This is a genomic window from Microbaculum marinum, from assembly GCF_037855135.1.
GTDB classification, from domain to species: domain Bacteria; phylum Pseudomonadota; class Alphaproteobacteria; order Rhizobiales; family Tepidamorphaceae; genus Microbaculum; species Microbaculum marinum.
On sequence record NZ_JAZHOF010000004.1, the window covers coordinates 137,412 to 160,374 of the forward strand.

The 22,963-nt window shown below is 68.5% G+C and carries 23 protein-coding genes; 11 read left to right on the top strand and 12 right to left on the bottom strand.

Annotated features, from left to right (window positions below; translation table 11 throughout):
* Positions 1–3 precede the first annotated feature (3 nt).
* Entirely contained in the window at positions 4–204 is a 201-nt protein-coding gene (locus V3328_RS10670; protein WP_340329639.1) for a hypothetical protein, read from the bottom strand.
* Positions 205–253: 49 nt separating this feature from the next.
* A complete protein-coding gene (gene ettA / locus V3328_RS10675) occupies positions 254–1,912 on the bottom strand; it encodes an energy-dependent translational throttle protein EttA (protein WP_340329640.1) in 1,659 nt (552 codons plus the stop codon).
* Between the two features lie 340 nt (positions 1,913–2,252).
* On the opposite strand from ettA, the gene V3328_RS10680 reads away from it, so the two are divergent.
* Complete coding sequence (locus V3328_RS10680) at positions 2,253–3,209, top strand: S1 family serine peptidase (RefSeq protein ID WP_340329641.1); 957 nt, start codon at positions 2,253–2,255, stop codon at positions 3,207–3,209.
* Positions 3,210–3,300: 91 nt separating this feature from the next.
* Here the strand turns inward: V3328_RS10680 and V3328_RS10685 are convergent, their stop codons facing one another.
* Complete coding sequence (locus V3328_RS10685; RefSeq protein ID WP_340329642.1) at positions 3,301–3,666, bottom strand: hypothetical protein; 366 nt, start codon at positions 3,664–3,666, stop codon at positions 3,301–3,303.
* A gap of 275 nt (positions 3,667–3,941) precedes the next feature.
* On the opposite strand from V3328_RS10685, the gene V3328_RS10690 reads away from it, so the two are divergent.
* Genes V3328_RS10690 through arsB form a run of 3 tightly spaced genes read left to right on the top strand, consistent with a single transcriptional unit; the run spans position 3,942 to position 5,911 of the window.
* Positions 3,942–4,292 carry an ArsR/SmtB family transcription factor gene (locus V3328_RS10690; protein ID WP_340329643.1) on the top strand — a complete coding sequence of 117 codons (351 nt, stop codon included), beginning with the start codon at positions 3,942–3,944 and terminating at the stop codon, positions 4,290–4,292.
* Positions 4,289–4,825 (top strand): arsenate reductase ArsC, encoded by a 537-nt coding sequence (locus V3328_RS10695; protein ID WP_340329644.1) that lies wholly within the window; start codon positions 4,289–4,291, stop codon positions 4,823–4,825. The genes V3328_RS10690 and V3328_RS10695 overlap by 4 nt, the downstream gene beginning before the upstream one ends.
* 15 nt (positions 4,826–4,840) lie before the next feature.
* Positions 4,841–5,911: an ACR3 family arsenite efflux transporter gene (arsB, locus tag V3328_RS10700; protein ID WP_340329645.1), complete on the top strand. Its 1,071-nt coding sequence runs from the start codon at positions 4,841–4,843 to the stop codon at positions 5,909–5,911.
* Positions 5,912–5,921: 10 nt separating this feature from the next.
* Here the strand turns inward: arsB and V3328_RS10705 are convergent, their stop codons facing one another.
* Complete coding sequence (locus tag V3328_RS10705; RefSeq protein WP_340329646.1) at positions 5,922–7,091, bottom strand: DUF3095 domain-containing protein; 1,170 nt, start codon at positions 7,089–7,091, stop codon at positions 5,922–5,924.
* A 214-nt stretch (positions 7,092–7,305) separates the two neighbouring features.
* Between V3328_RS10705 and V3328_RS10710 the strand changes: the two genes are divergently transcribed.
* A complete protein-coding gene (locus V3328_RS10710; RefSeq protein WP_340329647.1) occupies positions 7,306–8,592 on the top strand; it encodes a histidine-type phosphatase in 1,287 nt (428 codons plus the stop codon).
* 50 nt (positions 8,593–8,642) lie between these two features.
* Here V3328_RS10710 and V3328_RS10715 read toward each other — a convergent pair whose 3' ends face one another.
* Positions 8,643–8,894 carry a DUF6455 family protein gene (locus V3328_RS10715; RefSeq protein WP_340329648.1) on the bottom strand — a complete coding sequence of 84 codons (252 nt, stop codon included), beginning with the start codon at positions 8,892–8,894 and terminating at the stop codon, positions 8,643–8,645.
* A 173-nt stretch (positions 8,895–9,067) separates the two neighbouring features.
* Between V3328_RS10715 and V3328_RS10720 the strand changes: the two genes are divergently transcribed.
* A complete protein-coding gene (locus V3328_RS10720) occupies positions 9,068–9,349 on the top strand; it encodes a helix-turn-helix domain-containing protein (RefSeq protein ID WP_340329649.1) in 282 nt (93 codons plus the stop codon).
* A 4-nt stretch (positions 9,350–9,353) separates the two neighbouring features.
* The gene (locus tag V3328_RS10725; protein WP_340329650.1) at positions 9,354–11,084 is read left to right on the top strand and encodes a SulP family inorganic anion transporter; all 1,731 of its coding nucleotides are present in this window, start codon (positions 9,354–9,356) and stop codon (positions 11,082–11,084) included.
* 15 nt (positions 11,085–11,099) lie between these two features.
* Here the strand turns inward: V3328_RS10725 and V3328_RS10730 are convergent, their stop codons facing one another.
* The 6 genes from V3328_RS10730 to V3328_RS10755 form a co-directional block, all read right to left on the bottom strand.
* Positions 11,100–11,609, bottom strand: coding sequence for a hypothetical protein (locus V3328_RS10730; protein WP_340329651.1), 510 nt, complete (start codon positions 11,607–11,609; stop codon positions 11,100–11,102).
* A 168-nt stretch (positions 11,610–11,777) separates the two neighbouring features.
* Positions 11,778–13,037, bottom strand: a complete 1,260-nt coding sequence (locus tag V3328_RS10735; protein WP_340329652.1) for an FAD-dependent oxidoreductase — start codon at positions 13,035–13,037, stop codon at positions 11,778–11,780.
* Between the two features lie 149 nt (positions 13,038–13,186).
* Positions 13,187–14,743 (bottom strand): adenylate/guanylate cyclase domain-containing protein, encoded by a 1,557-nt coding sequence (locus V3328_RS10740; protein WP_340329653.1) that lies wholly within the window; start codon positions 14,741–14,743, stop codon positions 13,187–13,189.
* Between the two features lie 68 nt (positions 14,744–14,811).
* The gene (locus V3328_RS10745) at positions 14,812–15,702 is read right to left on the bottom strand and encodes a hypothetical protein (RefSeq protein ID WP_340329654.1); all 891 of its coding nucleotides are present in this window, start codon (positions 15,700–15,702) and stop codon (positions 14,812–14,814) included.
* On the bottom strand, positions 15,699–18,182 hold the full coding sequence (locus tag V3328_RS10750) for a Lon protease family protein (protein WP_340329655.1): 2,484 nt from the start codon (positions 18,180–18,182) through the stop codon (positions 15,699–15,701). The genes V3328_RS10745 and V3328_RS10750 overlap by 4 nt, the downstream gene beginning before the upstream one ends.
* A 221-nt stretch (positions 18,183–18,403) precedes the next feature.
* Positions 18,404–18,982 carry a TetR/AcrR family transcriptional regulator gene (locus tag V3328_RS10755; RefSeq protein ID WP_340329656.1) on the bottom strand — a complete coding sequence of 193 codons (579 nt, stop codon included), beginning with the start codon at positions 18,980–18,982 and terminating at the stop codon, positions 18,404–18,406.
* Positions 18,983–19,083: 101 nt separating this feature from the next.
* Between V3328_RS10755 and V3328_RS10760 the strand changes: the two genes are divergently transcribed.
* Positions 19,084–19,749: a glutathione S-transferase gene (locus V3328_RS10760; protein ID WP_340330050.1), complete on the top strand. Its 666-nt coding sequence runs from the start codon at positions 19,084–19,086 to the stop codon at positions 19,747–19,749.
* 36 nt (positions 19,750–19,785) lie between these two features.
* Here the strand turns inward: V3328_RS10760 and phnF are convergent, their stop codons facing one another.
* Complete coding sequence (phnF, locus tag V3328_RS10765) at positions 19,786–20,544, bottom strand: phosphonate metabolism transcriptional regulator PhnF (protein ID WP_340329657.1); 759 nt, start codon at positions 20,542–20,544, stop codon at positions 19,786–19,788.
* Between the two features lie 126 nt (positions 20,545–20,670).
* On the opposite strand from phnF, the gene phnG reads away from it, so the two are divergent.
* From phnG to V3328_RS10780, 3 genes are read left to right on the top strand one after another with little or no spacing between them, the layout of a single operon-like run.
* A complete protein-coding gene (gene phnG / locus V3328_RS10770) occupies positions 20,671–21,156 on the top strand; it encodes a phosphonate C-P lyase system protein PhnG (RefSeq protein WP_340329658.1) in 486 nt (161 codons plus the stop codon).
* A gap of 50 nt (positions 21,157–21,206) precedes the next feature.
* On the top strand, positions 21,207–21,830 hold the full coding sequence (gene phnH / locus V3328_RS10775) for a phosphonate C-P lyase system protein PhnH (protein ID WP_340329659.1): 624 nt from the start codon (positions 21,207–21,209) through the stop codon (positions 21,828–21,830).
* Between the two features lie 4 nt (positions 21,831–21,834).
* Positions 21,835–22,947, top strand: coding sequence for a carbon-phosphorus lyase complex subunit (locus V3328_RS10780; RefSeq protein ID WP_340329660.1), 1,113 nt, complete (start codon positions 21,835–21,837; stop codon positions 22,945–22,947).
* Positions 22,948–22,963: the final 16 nt, after the last annotated feature.

Sequence of the window (22,963 nt, forward strand, 5' to 3'; positions counted from 1 at the left end):
TTGTCAGGCCTCCGCCAGGTTCAGGCGCGTCTCGATGCGTTCGACCCGGCTGTCCAGCCGGTCGAGCCGGCCGGAGAGACCGGCATACCGGTTTTCGAGGATGCCGAGCCTGGTCTTGACCTCGCGCATGTCTTCTCGCACGTCGTCCACGGCATTGCGGATGTGGCGCAGATACTCCGGCACGATGTTCCCGGTATCCGTCATTCCTTCAGGATCGCCGAATTGTGGCCCTGCGTCCAGCGGATCGGCCTCCTCAGGCCCTTGTCAGCCGCTTGTACTTGATCCGCTTCGGCATCACCGCGTCGGCGCCGAGCCGCCGCTTCTTGTCTTCCTCGTAGTCCTCGAAGTTGCCCTCGAACCACTCGACGTGGCTGTCGCCCTCGAAGGCGAGGATGTGCGTGGCCAGCCGGTCGAGGAACATGCGGTCATGGCTGATCACGACGGCGCAGCCGGCGAAGTCCTCCAGCGCGTCCTCCAGCGCCGAAAGCGTCTCGGTGTCGAGATCGTTGGTCGGCTCGTCGAGCAGGAGCACGTTGGCGCCCGACTTCAGCACCTTGGCCAGGTGCACGCGGTTGCGCTGGCCGCCCGACAGCGAACCGACCTTCTGCTGCTGGTCGCCGCCCTTGAAGTTGAACGCCGAGGTGTAGGCGCGCGAATTGACCTCGCGCTTGCCCAGCTCGATCAGCTCGCTGCCGCCGGAGATCTCTTCCCAGACCGTCTTGTTGGGGTCGAGTGCGTCGCGGCTCTGATCGACATATCCGAGCTTGACGGTTTCGCCGAGGTCGATCTCGCCCGAGTCCGGGGCCTCCTGCCCCGTGAACATGCGGAACAGCGTCGTCTTGCCGGCGCCGTTCGGTCCGATCACACCGACGATGCCGCCTGGCGGCAGCTTGAACGTCAGGTCGTCGATCAGCAGCCTGTCGCCGTAGCCCTTCGACAGGTGCTCGACATTGATGACGACGTCGCCGAGCCGCGGGCCCGGCGGGATGACGATCTGCGCGTCGCCGGAGCGCATCCGCTCCTCGTTCTGCCTGAGCAGTTCGTCATAGGCCTGGATGCGCGCCTTGGATTTGGCCTGCCGCGCCCGCGGGCTGGCGGCGATCCATTCGCGCTCGCGGCTCAGCGCGCGCTCGCGGGCGGCGTCCTCGCGGCCCTCCTGCGCCATGCGCTTGGCCTTCTTCTCCAGATAGGCGGAATAGTTGCCCTGGTAGGGGATTCCCCGGCCTCGGTCGAGCTCGAGGATCCAGCCGGTGACGTTGTCGAGGAAGTAGCGGTCGTGGGTGACGATCAGGATGGCGCCGGGATACTCGCGCAGGTGGTTCTCCAGCCAGTGCACGGTCTCCGCGTCGAGGTGGTTGGTCGGCTCGTCGAGCAGCAGCAGGTCGGGCTGCTCCAGCAGCAGCCGGCACAGCGCCACGCGGCGGCGCTCGCCGCCCGACAGCGGCCCGACGTCGGCATCGGGCGGCGGGCAGCGCAGCGCGTCCATCGCCTGCTCCACCTGGCTGTCGAGGTCCCACAGGTTCAGGCGGTCGATGTCGTCCTGCAGTTTGGCAGCCTCGTCCGCCGTCTCGTCGGAGTAGTTCATCATCAGTTCGTTGTATCGGTCGAGGATCGCCTGCTTGGCCGCCACGCCCTCCATGACGTTGCCGCGCACGTCCTTCGACTCGTCGAGCTGCGGCTCCTGCGGCAGGTATCCGCAGGTCGCCCCCTCTGCGAGCCACGCCTCGCCCGAAAACTCCGTGTCCAGGCCCGCCATCAGGCGCAGCAGCGTCGACTTGCCCGAGCCGTTTGGTCCCAGGACGCCGATCTTGGCGTCGGGATAGAAGCTCAGGTTGATGCCCTCCAGGACCTTCTTGCCGCCCGTGTAGGTCTTCGTCAGGCCCTGCATGTGATAGATGAACTGGCGCGCCATGGCTGCCCAAACTCCGTCGTCCGCTGTCTCGGGAAATCGGCTTCGACATAGGCGATCGGCTGCCCCGGAGCAATAGGCGCAATTTGGCGCCCGCGGCCGGATTCGGCAGGCGGGATGGCAGCGGGCATCACCGCACGTCGGCCGTTGCCGCAGCGGCTTTCCTATAGCCGGAACGAATAGCGGCGCGGCCGGGCCACCTCCAACTATTCACTAGGCAGGATTTGGCCTCCCGATTAGATTCTCCTGTCCCTCCGGTAGTTTGCGACTGCCGGGGGTGCCTCGATCAACCATATCGATCTGCCGTGTCTGCAACCGGTATCGAGCTTCCATTGGAGTGAACATGCGTCTGCGCATTTCATTGCGGGCGGGGATCCTGCTCGCCATTTCGTCGATCGCGATAAGCACTGCGCCCGTTGCGGCGCAGCCGGCATCGGATCCTTTCACGGCTCTCGTGCCCGGCAAGGGGGCCTCCGACGTCGACTACGGTCTGAGTTTCCGCGACATCGTCGCCCATCGCCAGGCCGCGGTCATGACGCGGGTCCTGGGCGAGGAGGTCGCCCCCAATCCCGAAATCATTGGCGGCAGGAAGGCCCGCAAGGGCAAGTGGCCGGGACAGGTCGCCCTGCTGCAGTCCAGGTATTCCGACAACCGGAAGGCCCAGTTCTGCGGCGGCTCGCTGATCCGCCCGCGCTGGGTTCTGACGGCGGCGCACTGCGTCGACTTCCTGAAGTCGGTCGCGGATGTCGAGATCCTCACCGGTACCCAGTCCCTGAAGAAGGGCGGCCGGCGGCATGCGGTGGCCGACATCTGGATCGCCAGCGAATGGGATCCGAAGACCTACGACTACGACATCGCCGTCATCAAGATGAAGACCAGGGTCAGGAATCCGGAGACCTACCGGATGGCGGCCCGCGCGTTCGGATTGAAGTACGTGGTGCCCGGCAGGATGACCACGGTCACCGGCTGGGGCAACACCAGCACCACGAAGAAGGTGCTGCCGATCAACCTTCGGGAGGTGAAGGTGCCCTTCGTCAGCCGGGAGACCTGCAACAGCCCGCAGGCCTACAACGGCGAGATAACGGCGAGGATGATCTGCGCCGGCTACAGGGAAGGCGGCAAGGATGCCTGCCAGGGCGACTCAGGCGGTCCTCTGCTGGTCAGGGAAGACGGGGAGTGGCGGGTCCAGGCGGGTATCGTCAGCTGGGGCTTCGGCTGCGCCCAGCCCGACAAGTACGGCGTCTACACGAACGTTCCAATGTTCGCCCGCTGGGTCGACGAACTGATCGAACGCAACTGAGCGCAATCGGATTGGGCTGAACATGGCGAAACGCCCGGCGCTGCTGGCGCCGGGCGTTTCTGCTACCCGAAGGTACGGTGAAGCTTCCGAATTACGAATCGTCGGAGCTGACCGGGTCCTGGTTCGTGTCCGGGACCACCTCGCCGCCGGCGGTGGTGGCGGGCTTGCCGGTCTTCAGGGTCGTGCCGGTCTCGGCGCCGGCCTTCATGTCGACCGAGCCCTGCGGCTCGCCGTCCGCACCGGTGATCGCGCTCGACCCGGCGGTCGTCGCCTTGGTGCCGGTCTCGACGCTCGTGCCGCCGGCGCTGCCGGTGATGTCGGCCGGCTTGGAGACGGCCTGGTTCTCGACGGTGGGCGACGTCACGAGTTCGCCGCTGGCCTTCGTGGTGCTGTCGGCCAGCGCCGGAGCGGCGGCGAACATCACGGCCATGGCAGTGCCTGTCAGGAGCTTACGCATTGTAGAACCTCGTTTCTTGATTGATGAATTTCCGACGAGGCGCGTCGGCCACATCGTTTCGATGGTGGGTCAACGACACCCTCTGCCCATTGTTCCGGGACCGGTCCTCACGATGATTTGAGGGCGCTCGCCTCCCGCAAAACCCGCGGAATCCGGGGCGGTTCCCCGAAAGCCGCCCGAAACGCGGTGTCACGAGCGCAACCGACCGCGTGGCAGCTTCCGTCGCTCCAGGGTTTTTCCGATTGACATTTCAATATTTATTGTATCATTGAAATATGGAACACGAACTCGCCGTCGAACGACTTGCCGCGCTTGGCCAGACCCATCGCCTGGGTTTGTTCCGGCGTCTGATGCGCGCCGGTCCCTCGGGCCTGCCGGCCGGCGTCCTGGCAGGCGAGTGCGCGCTGCAGCCCTCGGCCCTGTCCTTTCACATCGGGCAGCTGGAGAAGGCCGGCCTTGTCACGAGCTGGAGACGCGGCCGCAATATCTTCTACGCCGTCGCGATCGAGGAGATGCGCCGCCTGATGGTGCACCTGACGGAGGACTGCTGCGACGGTCATCCGGAGATCTGCGGCGGCCTGTCGGAGGCCATCGCCAACTGCTCGGACTGCGAGGTATCGCCATGACCACAGACGCCGAACGCTACAACGTGCTGTTCCTGTGCACCGGCAACTCCGCCCGGTCGATCATCGCCGAGGCGATCATGAACCGTCTCGGCCGGCCGCGCTTCACAGCCTTCTCCGCGGGCAGCCATCCGAAGCCGGCGCCGCACCCCTACGCGCTCGATCTCCTCAGGGGACTGAACCACCCCGTCGAGGGCCTGCGCTCGAAATCGTGGGACGAGTTCGCCGGCCCGGACGCGCCGCCGATGGATTTCGTCTTCACGGTCTGCGACAACGCGGCGAACGAGCCCTGCCCGATCTGGCCCGGCCAGCCGATGTCGGCCCACTGGGGCCTGCCCGACCCGGCCGCCGTCGAAGGCCCGGAAGCGGTCAGGCGGGCCGCCTTCGCCGACACCTACCGGATGCTCCACCAGCGGCTGTCGATCTTCCTCAGCCTGCCCCTTCGTTCGCTCGACCGCCTGGCCCTGCAGGAACGCCTGGACACCATAGGAAACACACCCGCTGCGGCGGCGCCGCGGGGCGAATCCGCAGCCTGACGAGAGTAGCAGAGCGTGACCGTCTTCGAACGATTTCTGACCGTGTGGGTCGCCCTGTGCATCGTCGTCGGGGTTGCGCTCGGCCATTTCCTGCCCGCTGTCTTCCAGCGCCTCGGCGCCATGGAGGTCGCCCACGTCAACCTGCCCGTGGCGGTGCTGATCTGGCTGATGATCATCCCGATGCTGCTGAAGATCGATTTCGCCGCACTGGCCGGGGTCGGCGAGCACTGGCGCGGCATCGGGGTGACGCTGTTTGCCAACTGGGCGGTGAAGCCGTTCACCATGGCGCTGCTCGGCTGGATCTTCATCGGCTGGCTGTTCCGGCCGTGGCTGCCCGAGGTCCAGATCGACAGCTACATCGCCGGGCTCATCCTGCTCGGCGCGGCGCCCTGCACGGCGATGGTGTTCGTCTGGAGCAACCTCACCGACGGCGAGCCGCATTTCACGCTCAGCCAGGTCGCGCTCAACGACGCGATCATGGTGTTCGCCTTCGCGCCGATCGTCGCGTTGCTGCTGGGCCTGTCGGCGATCACCGTGCCGTGGAACACCCTGGTCCTGTCGGTGGTGCTCTACATCCTGGTCCCCGTCGTGATCGCCCAGGTCCTGCGCCGCGTCATCCTGCGCCGCGGCGAGGAGCCGTTCGCCGCGTTCCTGGCAAGGCTGCAGCCGATGTCGATCGCGGCGCTGCTGGCAACCCTGGTGCTGCTGTTCGCGTTCCAGGGCGAGCAGATCCTTGCCCAGCCGCTGATCATCGCGCTGCTGGCGGTGCCGATCCTGCTGCAGGCCTACTTCATCTTCGGGATCGGATACCTGCTCAACCGTGCCACCGGCGAAGTCCACTGTGTCGCCGGCCCCTCGGCGCTGATCGGGGCGAGCAACTTCTTCGAGCTCGCGGTTGCCGCCGCGATCAGCCTGTTCGGCTTCCAGTCGGGCGCGGCGCTCGCAACCGTGGTCGGCGTGCTGATCGAGGTTCCGGTGATGCTGTCGCTCGTCTGGGTCGTGAACGCCAGCAGGCCCTGGTACGAACGCGGCCGGGCTGCGCGGGCGGGAGCGCGGCCTGGCGCCGAAGGCGCCGCCTCCCGCTGAACGCGGCGCGCTATGCGGCCGCCGCCGGCGGTGTCATCTGCTGCTTCATCATGACGGCGGCCTGTGCGTAGCCGCCCGCTGCACCGTCGATGAAGTGCATGTGGTCGTCCGTCATGACCGACGGCACCAGGCAGGTCATCAGCGCGGCGTCCTGGACGTGCAGCCCGTAGTTGGCGATCCCCGCCGCATGCGCCGCCTCCAGTTCCTCGCGGATCGCGCCCTCGACCGAGGCATCGCAATCCAGCGTCATCCGCAGCCCGTCGTCGAACTTCCGGAAGTCCGAGTTCTGGATGCTCTTGACCTTGTAGGCGTCGGGGTCGAACCCGCCCAGCGGACGGTGGCTGTTGAAGAGCACCCAGGCGAATGCCGACAGCGCGAGCAGCTTCAGATAGGCCGCCGCGATGCCGACCGCCCCCCTGCGGCTTCTCGCCTCCATGCGCAGACCGATCCGCGACAGGGCCGGGTTCATGCCTTCGGCCGAGACCGGCACCGCGCTGTCGGGCGCCGCGTTGGCGATCTCGGAGATGCGGCTCACCAGGTCCGCGAAGGCCCGCTCGCTCGCCATGGCGGTCGGAACGGCAATCAGCGACAGGATGCGTCCGTTGCGCGCCTCGATCGGCTCCCACCGGCAGGACAGACCGGTCAGGTCCGGCCACGCATCGGGCGGCAGCACCGGCTCCTCCAGTCTGCCGGCCTTCAACTCGGTCTCCGCCCAGTTGACGCCGTTGCCGGCAAACAGGGCGAAGGACACGTCCGGCGAGGCGCTGAATCTCGCCACCCGCACGTCATGGCCGGCGGCGCGGATCGTCTCGACGGGCACGAGGCCCACGCGCAGCGTCAGGGCGAGCGAGTCCCGCGCATACCGACGCACCGCCGCCAGCGTATCGGCGGCAGGACCGGCGGCGTCCGGCGGCACCGCGATCGACGCGCCGTCGCCGCCGAAGGCGAACGGAAAGTCGCGCGACTGTAGCGCGTTCATCATTGCCGCGATGACCGAGGCGCCGACCATGTTGACCGCCTTGTAGCGACCCTCCGCGATCGCCTTGGTCGAGCTCTCCACGTCCGCCACCCCCACCAGCCAGCCGGCGGGAAGCGGTATGTAGCGTGCGGTATCGCCGACATCCTCGAACCGGTCGACGGTCGGGATTTGTTCGTAGAACGTGTTGGTCGCCTGGGTCATCCGGCCCTGCCTTCCTTCGAGGCGCTCGGTGGAGCGGCGTCAACATGTGGTTCGGCACCGCAACCGGCAAGCTGCGGGCCGCCTCACCGCTCGTCACATTTGCGTGGCCCGGGCCCCGCCCGCGCCCGAAAAAATCGATGCGCTGTCCACTACCATGCGATACCTTCCGTTAAGTCACGTCCTCCTTTCCCTGGACTGCCCCCCGGAGACGCCAATGAGAAATCTGTGGAACGCCTTGCTGATCTGCTGCGCCCTTATGGCGCTGGGCCACGAAGCACAGGCGGCGGCAGGCAGCCAGACGCTCGAAGCGGTGGTCCTGATCAACCGGCACAGCATTCGATCGCCGCTGACGGGAAACTTTACGGGCACCTCGATCCCCTACACCGCGATGTCGAGGGACGAATGGCCGGACTTCAAGGTGGACCCGGGAAAGCTGACGCCCCGAGGCGCCCTGACCGCGCAGACCTTCGGGGCCTTCTACGGGCAGCTCTACCAGCAGGCCGGCCTGCTCCCCGGCACCGGCTGTCTGGCCAGGAGCCAGGTCTGGGTGCACTCTGACTCCGATCAGCGGACGATCAGGACGGCGCGGAAGCTGATGGACGGAATGACGCCCGGCTGCAGCTATCCGGTCACGCACGTGGCGCAGGGGACGACCGATCCGCTGATCGACCCGGTCAAGGCCGGGGTCTGCGAACTCGAGGCAGGCCCGTACGATGCCTCCCAGGATGCCCTGCTCGGCTCGAATCCCGAGATCGTGTTCGAAGCCTACCGCCCGTCTCTCGAGAAGCTTCAGGATGTCCTCGATTGCTGCAAGCCCAGCTTGTGCAGGAAATTCGTTGGCAAGCGCAGGTGCACCCTGTCCGACCTGCCGGCGAGCGTCGCTCTGGATGGCGCGACCAACATTTCCGAGAACTTTCTGATGGAGTACGCCAACCGGTTTCGGATGCGGGACGTCGGCTGGGGACGGATCCAGGGGCCGCAGGAGATCAGCCACATCAACATGACCCACGCCCTCAACTTCTGGTCGGGCAATGCCAATCCGTATGGCGCGGCGGTGCTGGGATCGAACCTGATGAACCGCGCGCTGACCGCCCTGCAGGCCGCGGCACAGGGACAGGGGCCGGTGTTCTCGCTGATCGTTGCCCATGACAACAATCTGCTGAACATCGCCGGGTTGCTTGGTCTCTCCTGGTTCCTCGACGGCTACCAGCAGAACGAGGTCCCTCCCGGCGCCGGCATCGCCCTGGAGCTGTGGCGCGACGACACGAGCAGGCAACCGTTCGTCAAGGTCGTGCTGCGGGCCCAGACGATGGACCAGCTCCGCAACAACACCCCGCTCAGCCCCGACGGAACGAATCCTGCCTCTTCGGACCAGACGCCGATCGCCTGCGGGATCACGGGTGTCGAGAACGGATGTTCTCTCGCCACCTTCGCCCTCAAGGTTCAGGGAGCGTTGCTGAGCCAGTGCATTTCGGAGTCGTCGATCGGCCGGTCAGGGTAGACCCCGGCCGCCGATCCGCCGTCTGAACGTCTACCGGCGGCCCGGCTTCGTCAGGCCGCCAGCTCCGCGAAGATCCGCGCGTTCGGGCAGAAGGCCTCGGCTCCCGCCGGGCCGTCGGTCTGCGCCATCCAGCGCCCGCAGTCGCCGGCCGAACCGCATCCGAGGCACGTGCGCGCGGCCCGCTCCAGGTTGACGGCCCCGGTCATCGACATATCGCCGCTCTCCAGCACGCCGAAGCGGCGCATCATCTCTCCCATCAGCTTGGCATGGCGTTCGCGGTTCTTCTGCAGGCGCTCGAACATCGCACTCTCCCTCGCGCTTCGATCCGGGAAAGTGTAGCCGCACCCTGCGGCGGCCGATTTGCGCCAGCGCAAGCAGGTTGCAGCACTCAATATTGAGGTCTGATATATCATTATTGATTGACTGACCCCAACACTTGTGGCACCAGACGGCAGCTGAACCTCCAGGGGGCAGAATGATATCCGCCGGCCAGATGCGCGCCGCCCGAGCCTTGCTCGGCATCGACCAGAAGACGCTCGCGGAACGTTCCGGGGTCTCGCTGGCGACGATCCAGCGCATGGAGGCGAGCGAGGGCCATGTCCGCGGTGTGGTCGAGACGCTGACCAAGGTCATCGCCGCCCTGGAGGATCTCGGCGTCGAGCTTATCGGCGAGAACGCGCAGAGCCCGGCCGGCGGCCGCGGCGTCAGGCTGAGGACGCCGCCGGCACGGGACGGGTCGGCACAGAGCCCACGTTAGGCGCATGAGCGACCTGACGGCCCCGCACCGCCAGTCGTCGGACTGGAAGCTGTTCGTCCCGAAGCTGGTCATCACGCTTCGCGAGGGCTACCGCCTGGTCGACCTGCGCCACGACGCGATCTCAGGCCTCACCGTCGCGATCGTCGCCCTGCCGCTTGCCATGGCGCTTGCCATCGCGTCCGGGGCGGCGCCGGCGCAGGGCCTGGTCACCGCCGTCGTCGCGGGCTTCCTGATCTCCGCCCTCGGCGGCAGCCGCTTCCAGATCGGCGGCCCGACCGGCGCCTTCGTAGTCGTGGTCTACGGCGTCATCGACCGGTTCGGCTATGACGGGCTGATTCTCGCCACGCTGATGGCCGGGTTGATGCTGATCGTCGCCGGCCTCGCCCGCTTCGGGACCTGGATCAAGTACATCCCCGACGCAGTCGTCACCGGGTTCACCGCCGGCATCGCCGTCATCATCTTTTCGAGCCAGGTCAAGGATCTGTTCGGCCTGGAGATGGCGGAGGTGCCCGCCGAGTTCGTCGACAAGTGGCACGCTATGTGGCTGGCGCGCGGCACGCTCGACCTGGCGTCGCTGGCCGTCGCCGCAGGGGCGCTCGCCCTCATCGTCGCCCTGCGGATCTACGCGCCGAAGGCGCCCGGCTTCCTGGTCGCCGTCGTCGTCGGCTCGCTTGCCGCCGTCCTGTTCGGGCTGCCGGTCGAGACCATCGGCTCGCGCTTCGGCGGCATCCCCGGCAGCCTGCCGACGTTCAGCTTTCCCGAGATCAGTCTCGGACGGATCGCCGAGTTGCTGCCGAGCGCCTTCACCATCGCCTTCCTGGCCGGCGTCGAATCGCTGCTGTCGGCGATGGTCGCCGATGGCATGACCGGTCGCCGTCACCGCTCGAACTGCGAACTCGTCGCGCAGGGCATCGCAAACTCGGCCTCGGCGCTGGTCGGCGGCCTGCCGGCGACCGGGGCGATCGCCCGCACCGCGACCAATATCCGCTCCGGCGCCCGCAGCCCGGTCTCGGGCATGCTGCACGCGGTGTTCCTGATGCTGTTCATGCTCGTCGCCGCACCGCTCGCCTCCTACATTCCGCTGGCGGCCCTCGCCGCGGTGCTGGTCGTCGTTGCCTGGAACATGAGCGAGATCGACCGGTTCCGGCAGCTCATGACGGCGCCGATCGGCGACCGGCTGGTGCTGCTGGTGACCTTCGCGCTGACCGTTCTGGTCGATCTGACCGTGGCGATCGAGGTCGGCGTCGTGCTGTCCGCCGTCCTGTTCATGCACCGGATGAGCGAGGTCGTGGCGATCGGCCAGCCCGGCGCGACGATCATCGAGGGCGACGAGGAGGAGGAGGCTGTCTCCGGCCGGGCCGGTCGCCGCGAGGCCGACGACCTGCCCGACGGCGTCCAGGTGTTCGAGATGCGCGGCCCGCTGTTCTTCGGCGTCGCGCTGCGGCTCGCCGAGACCATGGACCGCATCGGCAAGCCGCCCGCGGTCTACGTCCTGCGGATGCGCGAGGTGCCGCTGATCGATTCGAGCGGCGCCGCCAAGCTGCGGGAATTCCTTGCCCATGCCCGGCGTGGCGGCTCGACGGTGATCCTTTCCGGCCTGCAGCGCCAGCCGAGGCGCACGCTGATCGCCATGCACGTCCTGCACCCGGGCGACGGCATCCATCTGGCTCCCGACTTCAGGACCGCCCTCGAACGCGCCCGGGAGATGCTGCCCGGGTCGGCCGCCGGGACGTGAACCGCCGAGGAACGCTCAGGAGGAGAACTGCACCGTGAAGGCCCCGCTGTAGACGCTGCATCCTGCGTCCGCGGGCATGCCGAACGGCGCCAGCTTGAACTGGTAGGTGCGCTTTCCCGGCTTTCCCACATTGTACACGCGCGTCGAGGCGAGGTTGAAGCTGACCGTCCTTGAGTTGCCGTCATACGGCTCGACGGATTCGATGAAGCTCAGCCCGGAGGGACCTTCCGGGTCGGGCGCGCCCTTGATGACGATCTGGGAATAGATGATGAAATTCGTTTGGAGCGCCCTGTTGCTCAGGCAGTAGAGCGTGCCGTGGAAGGTCACGACGGCAGTGCCCTTGCGCGGCGCATCGAAACTGATCTTTCGCGCGACGACGGTCGTGTCGCCCGCCCCCATGCTCACGCAGACCCCCGGACAGGGCGGCTGTGTCTTCACCAGTTCCGCGGCCGATACGCCGGCGGCCACCGCCGACGCTCCCGCGGCCAGACATGCCGACAGCACGACAGCGCGCAAGGTCCGCATGGATGTCCTCCAGTGTCGGGACTGGCCGGTTCGGCCGACCGGAATCACACCACGGAACCCGAATTTCCGCAATCGGAATAGAACTCGCATCGCGGCGTCTTTCCGGAGACTGCCGTTGCAGCCCGACAGGCCGGCGGCCGCTTGCACCGGACACGGACCGCGCCGGAGCTATCGGCCGGTCGTTGGCTCCGCCAGTGCCGCCGGGTCCTCGGACAGCCTGACGTGCTCGGGGCGCACGCCCATGCCGATGATCCGCGCCGGCAGGCGGCGCAGCATCGGGAACCTGTCGGCGAGCCGCACCGGCAGCGGCGGCTTCAGGTCGTCGGTCTCCGACAGCAGCGGACTGATGACATGGTTCTGGATCATCACCTGCATCTTCTGGGTGACCTTGACCGCGAACTCCCGGCGCTTCTGCACCGCGGCGAGGTCGGCGTCGGTGACGGTGCCGGCGCGCAGCTTCGCCGCCAGCAGGTTCGCAGCCGCCACCCCGTCCTGCACCGCCAGGTTCACGCCGACGCCGCCGATCGGCGACATCGCGTGCGCGGCGTCGCCGATCAGCAGCAGTCCCGGCCTGTGCCATGTCTTCAGCCGGTCGACCTGCACCGACAGGAGCTTGATCTGCTCCCAGTCGCCGATCTCCGACACCCTGTCCCGGAAGAACGGCGCGATCTGGATCAGCTGGCGGTGGAAGGCGTCCATTCCCTCCGCCTTCAGATGCTCCAGGCCGCCCTTCGGGATGATGTAGGCGATCTGCCAGTAGTCGCCGCGGTTGAGCAGGATGACGATATGGGCCGCCTCGAAGAAGAACGTCGTGCGGTCCGGGTCGGCCGGATTGCGCGGCATGCGGAACCACAGCACGTCCATCGGCGCCCCGAGTTCCTCCGACACGAAGCCGGTGACGTCCCGGATCGTCGAATGGCGGCCGTCCGCCGCCACCACCAGGTCGGCCCGGATCTCCATCTCCCCTGGGGTCGGCGATGACGGCGACGTCGCCCGCACCCCGACCACCTTGCCGTCCTCCTCGATGACGCCGGTCGCCTCGGTCTGCATGCGCATGTCGAAGGTCCGGTAGCGCTTGCCGTAGTCGGCCAGGAAGTTGAGGAAGTCCCACTGCGGCATCAGGGCGATGAACTTGCAGTGGGTGGGAAGGTGGGTGAAGTCCGCGACGGTGGTCTCGAACTCGCCGAAGCGGGCGCCCACCGTCGGCGTCTTCTCGTGCGGCACCTTCAGGAAATCGTCGAGGATGCCGAGCTCGTGCATCACCTCCAGCGTCGAGGGATGGATCGTGTCGCCGCGGAAGTCGCGGAAGAAGTCGGCGTGCTTCTCCAGCACGGTGACTTCGACCCCGGCCCGCGCCAGCAGCAGCCCGTGCATGACGCCCGCCGGGCCGCCGCCGACGACGCAGACTTTCGTGCGGATCTGTTCCATCGCGTCCGTTTCCCCCGGTCCGGAGCCCGGCCGGTGCCGAGCATTGTGCCGCACCCGTCGGTGCGCCTCCGGGAACCATGGCCGACAATCGTTGCCGTTTTGTCACCCATACTGGTGAAGCCGGAGTATCGGTGCAAGCTCGACGCCGGTCAGTCGCGCCGCGCCACCCGGAACGCATTGATCGCGTGGACCCGGCACTGTTCGCCGGTGCGTGCGCAGTCCGCCATCGCCGCGGCGACCGCCTCGGCCTCGCTTGCCCGCCCGACCGTCACGCCGTATCCGCCGCTGCCGACGGCCACGGCGCGCCAGTCCGAGCCCGCGTAGAGGCCTGCCAGGTCCGCCCGCTGCTGCGGCGTGAACGCGTCGTCGGTCTTCGGGCGGAACAGTCCGGTGATCGCGTAGCTCTCGGGCAGGCCGACCACGAACGTCTCGTCCACCGCGACCAGCAGGCAGGCGCTGCCCGACCGGTCGCCGCAATACTCGAGCGAGCGGCGGATGGGATCCTGCGCCGCCGCCCCGCCCCAGCTCATGCCGATATAGCCGTCGTCGTTTACCGACAGCGCGCGCGGCAGCGGCCGCCCGGCGAAGCTCGCGATCAGCTCCTCGTCCGCCTCCCGCACGAACGGCACCCGCTCGGGATCGAACGGCATCGCCTCGCCGGGAACGCCGCGCAGCCACGGCTCGGGCGGCAGCGGCGGCAGCGGATGCGGCCACACCAGTTCGTCGCCTTCCGCGTAGATCTCGCAGGCCTCGCCCGTCGACTGGCGGCACGAGTCGAGCGCCTTGCGCCGGGCGGTCTCCAGGTCGGGCTCGGCGACCACGAAGCCGTAGCCGTAGCGGTTCAGCGCCAGCGCCTTGTCGCCGCGCGCGCCGACATAGCCGTCCTTGATGTCGTTGCGGTTGTCCTCGCGCAGGAACGGGATCTGCTCGGCGACGAACGGGAGGTCGCCGGCCGCCTGCGCCGGCCCGGCCTGCGAAACCGGCGCACCGTCCGCCACGCGGTCCGGGCCGGTCCCGCCCGGTCTCCCGTCGATGGCGTACCATCCCGCCGCCATGAGCACCGCCACCAACACCGCGACCGCGCCTGCCACCGCCGCGAAGATCGGCCATCGCCGCAAGCCGCGCGGCGGCACCGGGGCCGGCGCGGCTGGCGCGGTTTCGGTCTTCACCGGCACCGCGGTTACGCCACCCGCCTCGTCGGGCATCACCGCGTAGACGTGCACCGGGGTGGGAATGTTCTTCACCGACTGGGCGCCGAGGTCGCGGAACGACAGCGACAGCTTGCCGGCCACCTGCTCGTGCACAGAGCGCGAGATCCACACCCCGCCCGGCACCGCCAGCCCCTGCAGCCGGGCCGCGAGGTTGACCGCGTCGCCGAGCAGGTCGCCGTCGCGCTCGATGACGTCGCCGACGGTGATGCCGATGCGGAACTGCATGTGCCGGGACGGCGGATAGGCGAAGTTCCGCATCCTCAGCGTTTCCTGGATGTCGATCGCCGCCCGCACCGCCTCGACCGAGGACCGGAACTCCGCCAGCACCGCGTCGCCGGCGGTGTTGAAGATCCGCCCGCCATGCTGCTCGACGAACTCGTCGAACACCTCGCGGTACGACATCAGCCGGCGCAGGCTCTCCTCCTCGTCCTCGGCGACGAGGCGGGAGAAGCCGACCACGTCGGCGGCCAGGATGACAGTGACCTTTCGCTGCACGCTCGCGCCCCCGAACCTCGGCGGTCATGTAAGCAGACGGACGCGCGCCCTGGAAGCGGACATCCGCCTCAGGCCGCCTCGTCTGCCTCCGACCCCTCCCCGCCGGCCGGCTCTCCGACCAGCAGCACCGGCACGCCGCGCAGGGCGGCGAACGCCGACGGCATGGCGACGTCGTCGGCCCGGAAGACGCTCCGGCCGAGCACGACCATCCGTTCGTCGAGCCCCCTGAGTGCCGCCGACAGGGACGCGATGTCGGACAGGGCCCGGCGCGCCACGCGGAGCCGGCCGGTCGGCACCTCTCCGGCCGACACCCCGGCGCCTTCGCCCCTCGGGGCCGCCGGCGCCCCGTCCGCCCCGTCCGTCACCTCCAGGACCACGACGCTTTCGCCGGCCGACGCCGCCACGGCGGTGGCGACCGCGATGCTCGCGTCGTCGCGCGAGGTGGCGACGGCGACCACCGGGCCGCTGCGCCGCACGATGCGCCGCGGGATGTAGAACACCGTCGCCTTTGACTGGAATGCCGCCCGCACGAGTTGCGGAAACGGCGCCAGGACACGTTCGGACGGCGACTGCGGCTCGGATATGATGACGATGTCGCCGCTCGTCGGCAGGCTCCGCAGCGCCTCGCCGACCGCCGCCCGGACGGTCTCGAAGCGCCCCTGCACGCCGGCCCGTCGCGCCGCCTCGTCGAACAGCCGGCGCACCGCCCGCGCGTGCAGGTCGATCTCCCGCGACAGCTGGTCGGAGTCCAGCGGGCTCCAGTGCCGGCCGAGCACCCGGAATTCGCGCCTGCCCGGATAGGCGGCGAGGCCCGAAAGCCCCGGATCCTCGATGCACATGCAGCACAGGTCGACCCGCAGCAGTCCGGCCAGCTCCGCGGCGAGGCGGACCGCGGCCCGGTCGGGTGCGCTTTGCTGGAATCCGACCAGAACCCGCTTGAAGGCGATCCGTGTGCTCATGATGTCGTCCCTTGCCCCGTGCCGCCCTCCCGGCCGAAGCTGCGGCGAATGTCGGCAAAGGCCTGCAGCCGCGCCTCGACGGCGGCGTAGACGCTGCCCTCGGGAAAATTGCCGTCCGGCCCGCGCTCGCCGGCGGGACGGCCGGTCAGCAGCGAGATGCCCTGCTCGATCCGGGCGATCGGGTAGACCGCGAACCGCCCTTCCCGGCACGCCTCGACGACGTCGTCGCGCAGCATCAGGTGGCGCACGTTGGACGCCGGTATCATGACGCCCTGCGTCCCGGTCAGCCCGCGCTCGCGGCAGATGTCGAAGAAGCCCTCGATCTTCTCGTTGACGCCGCCGATCGCCTGCACGTCGCCGAGCTGGTTGACCGATCCCGTCACCGCCAGGTCCTGCCGGATCGGCAGCTCGGCGAGGGCCGACAGCAGCACGTAGAGTTCCGCCGACGAGGCGCTGTCGCCGTCGACGCCGCCGTAGGACTGCTCGAACACCAGGCTCGCCGACAGCGACATCGGCGCGTCGAGGGCGAACCGCCCGGCCAGGAATCCCGACAGGATCAGCACGCCCTTTGAATGGAGCGGCCCGCCGAGTTCCACCTCGCGCTCTATGTCGATCACCTTGCCGGCCCCCGGCCGCACCTGGCAGGTGATCCGCGTCGGACGCCCGAACGCGAACCCACCCAGCGACATCACGCTGAGGCCGTTGATCTGGCCGACGCGGGCGCCCTGCGTGTCGATCAGCGAGACCTTGTCGATGATCTGTTCCTGCAGCCGGTCGCGGACCCGCGAGGACCGCCAGATCCACTGGTCGAGGGCCTTGCGGACGTCGGCGCGGGCGATGGTGTCGCGTCCCGCCTTCTGCGCCCAGAAATCGGCCTCCGCCAGCAGGTCGCGGAGCTGGTCGACCTCAAGGGTCAGCTTGCCGGCATTGTCGGCCACGCGCGATGCGTGTTCCAGGACCAGCGCCACCCCGTCGGCATCCATCGGCTTCATCGACTCGCGCCGCAGGATCGAGGCGATGAAGCGCGCCAGCAGCGCCTCGGTCTCGGCGGACCGGTCGAAATCGTCTTCGAAATCGGCCACGATCTTGAAGTGTTCCGACAGCTCCGGATCGGCCGCTGCCAGCATGTAGTAAAGCGTCCGGTCGCCGAACAGCACCACCTTCAGGTCGAGCGGAATCGGGTCCGGATCGAGCGAGATCGTGCTGCTCGTGCCGACCAGCCGGCTCGGATCCTCGATGACGATCTGGCGGCTGCGCAGCGCCCGCTTCAGCGCGGTCCACGAGAACGGCTCGGTGAGCACGCTGCGCGCGTCCAGCAGCAGGTAGCCGCCGTTGGCGCGGTGCAGCGCGCCCGGCTTGATCAGCCGGAAGTTCGTCACCAGGGCGCCCTGCCGCGCGAGGTGCTCGATCCGCCCGGTCAGGTTCGGCAGGGTGGGATGCAGTTCCTCGATCACCGGCGCGCAGCCGTCGCAGTCCTGCTGCGAGACGAGCACGTTGACCTGGTAGCGGTCGAACGGGCCGCCGGGCAGCGTCTCGCCGCCCGAATCCCCGCCAGAACTGCCGCCCGAATCGCCCGCCTCCGCCTGCGTCCCGGCAACGACGAAGGCAGCGATGTTCTCCACCAGGTCGGCCCGCACCGCCTCGACATGTTCCAGCACCCTCGGCAGGTCGGCGAGCCGCCGTCGGACCTCTTCGATCGGCTGGGCGATGGCGATCTGCGCCGTCTCCTCGTTGACGCGGCGCAGTTCGTCGCGGCGTTCCTTGTCCCAGCCGGGGATCTGGTGGACGATGTGCTCCAGGTCCTTCTCCAGTTCCGCGATGGTCTTCTGGATCGCCTCGCGCTGCTCCTCCGGCAGGGCATTGAACTCGGGCGGCGGAATCGGCTCGCCGTCGCGCGAGGGCACCAGCGCGAAGCCCATCGGCGTGCGCATCACGACGATGTTGTGCTCCTGAGCCCGCTTCTGGAGTTCTGAGAACGCTTCCGCCTGCTTCTTCTGGAACGCCTCATCGATGGCGCCGCGCCGCGTCTGGTACTCCTCGCTCTGGAACACCGCCGGCAGCGCCGTCTTCAGTTCGTCGACGAGTTCCCGCATCGCATCGCGGAAGTCCGGCGCCCGCCCCGCCGGCAGGTCGATCGCGATCGGCCTGTGCGGCTCCTTGAAGTTGTTGACATAGACCCAGTCCGACGGCGCCGGCCGGTCCGCGGCGGCGTCGTTCAGCACCGACTCGACCGCCCTGCGGGTCAGCGCCCCAGTATGGCCGATGGCGAACAGGTTGAAGCCCTGCCGCGGCACCCCGGTGCCGACCGTGATCGCGTCGAGCGCCCGCTGCTGTCCGATCAGCCCGTCGATCGGCTCGAGATCCGCCGTCGTCTCGAAACCCAGCCCGGCCGGATCGGCCGCCCGGTACAGCCGGTCGGGGTCGAGCGGCGCGGCTTCGCCGGCGGTCTCCTCGTGTCTTTCGGCGGGATTATTTGCCATGTCCTCGTCCAATCGGATTGCACGTTCGGGGCGTCTCACAGGCGCCGGCGTGGCGCACCAGTATCAGCGCGCCTCACATGCCGCGATGTTGCGCCGTAACAATTGCACATGCGTCGTCGGGACGACATGGGCGTCGACGAGGCAGCCGGTCATAACAGCGGTAGCTGAACTCACGAGAGGTCTGGGTTGGCAAATGCGGCATCCTCCGCTCAGGTCTGCTCTCATTGCTCAGATGGGATTGAATCAGGCCGGAAGAGACCGACGTTCCTATAGGTGGCGATGATGTCATCGTACCGGCGCAGTCCTCCCGAACCGCGCGCGGTCAATTGCGCCCCTGCCACCGCCGCGTAGATGGCATCGGCGCGGCGCATGGCTGTATCATCCGGCGCAGACGCGGAAAGACGCTCAGCAAGCCATGTCACGTTGATATGGATGAACGCGCGGATCTCTGTTCGCAGCTTTTCCGGCACATCATCGATTTGAGCTGACAGGAAGCTTGCCAGGCAGATGCGACTGTCGCCGTCGAGAGCCTTTCGGAAAATCCCGGGATAGGCCTGCAGGCAGGCACTCGGTGAATCATTGGCCCGAGAAACCGCATCGAGGGCTGCCTTCACATCGTCGCAATACCGCCTAGCTACGGCGGCGCCGAGAGCAGCCTTGCTCGGGAAGTGGTGATAAAGGCTGGGGGCCCTGATCCCGACCCTTGACGCAATGTCCCTGAAATTCAGGCCATCATAGCCATGCGCCTGCACCTGCGCGCGGGCTACGGCCAGGATGTTCTCCACTGTGTTTTCGGACATGGTCTGGGGCTCACGATATTTTGCAAGGCCAAGGATTGATTTTGCGGTGGGTCGTGTCAACGTAGCCTACCAACTGATAGGTAGAGAGGCGGTTTCCGATGATGACGATCCATGACTTTGGCCGCGGACCCTATCCTGCCCGCGTTCGCATCGCGCTGGCAGAGTTGAATTTGCAGGACAAGGTACGATTCGTCGAAGTGGACTTGAGGACGGGTGCCCACAAGCGACCGGAGTTTCTGGAGAAGAACTATTCTGGCACCCTGCCCGTCCTCGAACTCGCCGACGGGACATACCTGGCCGAATGCACTGCCATCACGGAGTATCTGGATCATCTTGAGGGTCGGCCCCGTCTGACCGGCGTTTCGGCACGGGAAAGGGGCATGGTCCATATGACGAACAAGCGCGCCGAGATCGAACTCCTGGATCCGATCAGCGTCTACTTCCATCACGCGACCCCGGGTCTGGGTCCCCATGTCGAACTCTACCAGAATCCCGAATGGGGCGAACGGATGCGCGACAGGGCATTGCGAGGGGCGCGGTATTTCGACGACCTTCTTTCCACGCGCCCCTATGTCGCGGGTGAGACTTTCTCGATGGCAGACATAACCGTGGTCGCCGCCTTCGTTTTTGCGGACATCGTCAAGCTGACAATTCCGCTGCGCCTCGGCCATCTGCATGCATGGCACGACCGTATGTTGGCCCGACCAAGCGTGCAGGGGTGGCGTGACATGGGGCGATCCACCGGAAATTGCCCTTTGGAAGCATAGGCGCCAAGCGGATTTGGCTCACCCCCCGCCCCGCCCTCACGTCTCCACCACGATCTGCACCCGGTCGGCGGCGAAGCGGGCGAGCGAATACTGGATCGGCCGCCCCTCCGTGTCCGCATTGATGCTTTCGGTGGCGATCAGCGGGCTGCCCGGCGCGATGCCGAGCGCCAGCGCGTCCTGCGCGTCGGCGATGCGCGCCGTCACCCGCGTCTCGCGGCGCTGGTAGTCCGCGACGCCGCAGCGCTGCAGCGCCCGGGTGATCGAGCCGGTCTCGGCATAGTGCGCCACGAAGCCCGGCAGCCGCTCGGCGGGAAACCAGCTCGTCGCGACGTTGAGCGGGATGCCGTCGGCGGCGCTCAGCGTCTCCAGCCGCAGCACCGGCGTGCCGCGCGCGATGCCGAGGGCGGCGGCGACGTCCGGCTCGGCCGACATCTCGTCGGCGGCGATCAGCCGGCCGGAGGGCGCGCGCGCCTGCCGCGAGACGATTTCCGAGAACCGGGTGCGCGGACCGATCGGGTAGTCCAGCGGCCGGCCGCGGACGATGGTTCCCCTGCCCTGCTCGGAGCGCACCAGCCCGTCGCCGGCCAGCGCCGCCAGCGCGCGGCGCACCGTGTGCCGGTTCACGCCGAACCGTTCCGCCAGCACCGATTCCGACGGCAGCCGGTCGCCCGGCGCGTGCTCGCCGGCGGCGATCTCCCGGCGCAGGGAATCGGCGATGCGCCGCCACAGCGCGATGCCGTCCTGCCCCGGAGCCGCCCCGGGGCCTCTTGCGGCGGTGACATGGGGGTCCGCCATTGCGTCCGTCATACGAATGTCACCCGCAGCCGGTATCAAACCACTTGTCTAGATTACTAGACATGTTCACGGAACGGGTCCAGACAATTCCGCCGGGACCCCGATCCGCAACGAGTTCCACGCCTGATGGCCGACAGTGGCAGCGAAATAGAGTCCGGGGGCGCCGGGACCGCACCGAGGCGCCGCGCCATGTCGGCGCTGGCCGCCGCCGACGGCAAGTTCCTCGCCGATGCATGGGAAACGCTGGCCACAAAGCCCGACTGGTCCTGGCTGCGCAGGCCGGAGAGCGGCCTCGTCATGGTGCGCGGCCGCATCGGCGGCGCCGGCTCGCCCTTCAACCTCGGCGAGGTCACGGTGACCCGCTGCGCCGTCTCGATCGACAGCGGCGAGGCCGGCTTCTCCTGGATCATGGGCCGCGACGCTGCGAAGGCACGGCTGGCCGCGCTGTTCGACGCGATGTGGCAGGCGCCCGAGCGGCGCGACGAGATCGAGGCGCGGGTGGTCGGGCCGGCCCTCGCCGCGCAGGCGGCCGCCGACCGGACCGCCGCCGAGGAGACCGCGGCGACCCGAGTCGACTTCTTCACCATGGTGCGCGGCGAGGACGAGCAATGATCGGCCCCGCATCGACAGATGCGTCGGCAGGTGCCGCAACGGCTGCCCGGATGCGCGCGACGGCGGCACTGTCGGGCGGCTTCCAGGCCCCGGTCCACGACTCGCAGGCGGTGTTCCGGACCATCATGAACGCGCTGGCGCGGCCCGGCACGGTGCACGACCTTACGCCCCGGGCGAAGCCGCCCGCGACGCTGTCGGCGGAGGCCGGTGCCGTCGCGCTGGCGCTGCTCGACCATGAAACGCCGGTGTGGTGCGACCAGGCGCTCGCCGCCGCCCCGGCCGTCGCCGACTGGCTGCGGTTTAATACCGGAGCCCCGATCGTCGCGGCGCCGGAGGAGGCCGAGTTCGCCTTCGTCGCCGATCCGCTGCGGATGCCGCCGCTGTCGTCCTTCGCGCAGGGCACCGCCGACTATCCCGACCGCTCGACGACGCTCGTCGTCGCCGTCGAGACCCTGGACGCACGCACCGGCGCCGACATCCGGGGCGCCGACCTCCGGGGTCCCGGCATCGCGACCACCGCGCGGCTTGCGCCGCATCCGCTGCCGCATGCGTTCTGGGACCAGGCCCGCGCCAACCACGCCCGCTTTCCCCGCGGCGTCGACCTGCTGTTCACCGCGCCCGGCCGGATCGCCGGGCTGCCGCGCTCCACCCGCATCCTGGCCCCGGAGGCCTGAGCCCATGTATGTCGCGGTCAAGGGCGGCGAGACGGCCATCTCGAACGCGCACCGGCTGCTCGCCCACGAGCGGCGCGGCGACCGCTCGGTGCCCGACATCACGCTCGCCCAGATCGCCGGCCAGCTGGCGCTCGCCGTGGACAGGGTGATGGCGGAGGGCTCGCTGTTCGACCGCGACCTCGCCGCGCTCGCGGTCAAGCAGGCGCGCGGCGACCTGATCGAGGCGATCTTCCTGATCCGCGCCTACCGCACCACCCTGCCCCGCTTCGGCACCAGCGAGCCGGTCGACACCGCGGCGATGCGGATCCGCCGCCGCATCTCGGCGACCTACAAGGACCTGCCCGGCGGCCAGCTGCTCGGCCCGACCTTCGACTATACCCACCGCCTGCTCGAGCCCGAGCTTGCCGGCGACACCGATCCGCCGCCGCCCGAACAGCGCGGGGAAACCGATTCAGGTAGGCCCGTCCCGCGCGTCACCGACCTGCTCGGCGCCGAGGGCCTGATCGAGGCCGATCCGGACCTGCCGCCCGACCGCGAGACCCGCGACCTGACCCGCGAGCCGCTGGAGTTCCCCGCCGACCGCGACCTGCGGCTGCAGGCGCTGGCGCGCGGCGACGAGGGCTTCCTGCTGGCGCTCGGCTACTCGACCCAGCGCGGCTACGCCCGCTCGCATCCCTTCGTCGGCGAGATCCGCATCGGCGAGGTCGAGGTGGAGATCGTCCCCGAGGAGCTCGGCTTCGCCGTCTCGATCGGCCGCATCACCCTGACCGAGTGCCAGATGGTCAACCAGTTCCGCGGCTCCGCGAAGGCGCCGCCGCAGTTCACCCGCGGCTACGGCCTCGTCTTCGGCCAGTCGGAGCGCAAGGCGATGTCGATGGCGCTGGTCGACCGGGCGCTGCGCTGGGAGGAGCTCGGCGAGGAGCAGACGGCGCCGGCGCAGGACGAGGAGTTCGTCCTGTCGCACGCCGACAACGTCCGCGCCACCGGCTTCGTCGAGCACCTGAAGCTGCCCCACTACGTCGACTTCCAGGCCGAACTGGAGCTGGTCCGCAGGATGCGGGCGGAGATTGCAGCGTCGGACGACGAGGCCGACCCCCGCAGGGAGGCGGCGGAGTGATGACTAAGCCCCGCAA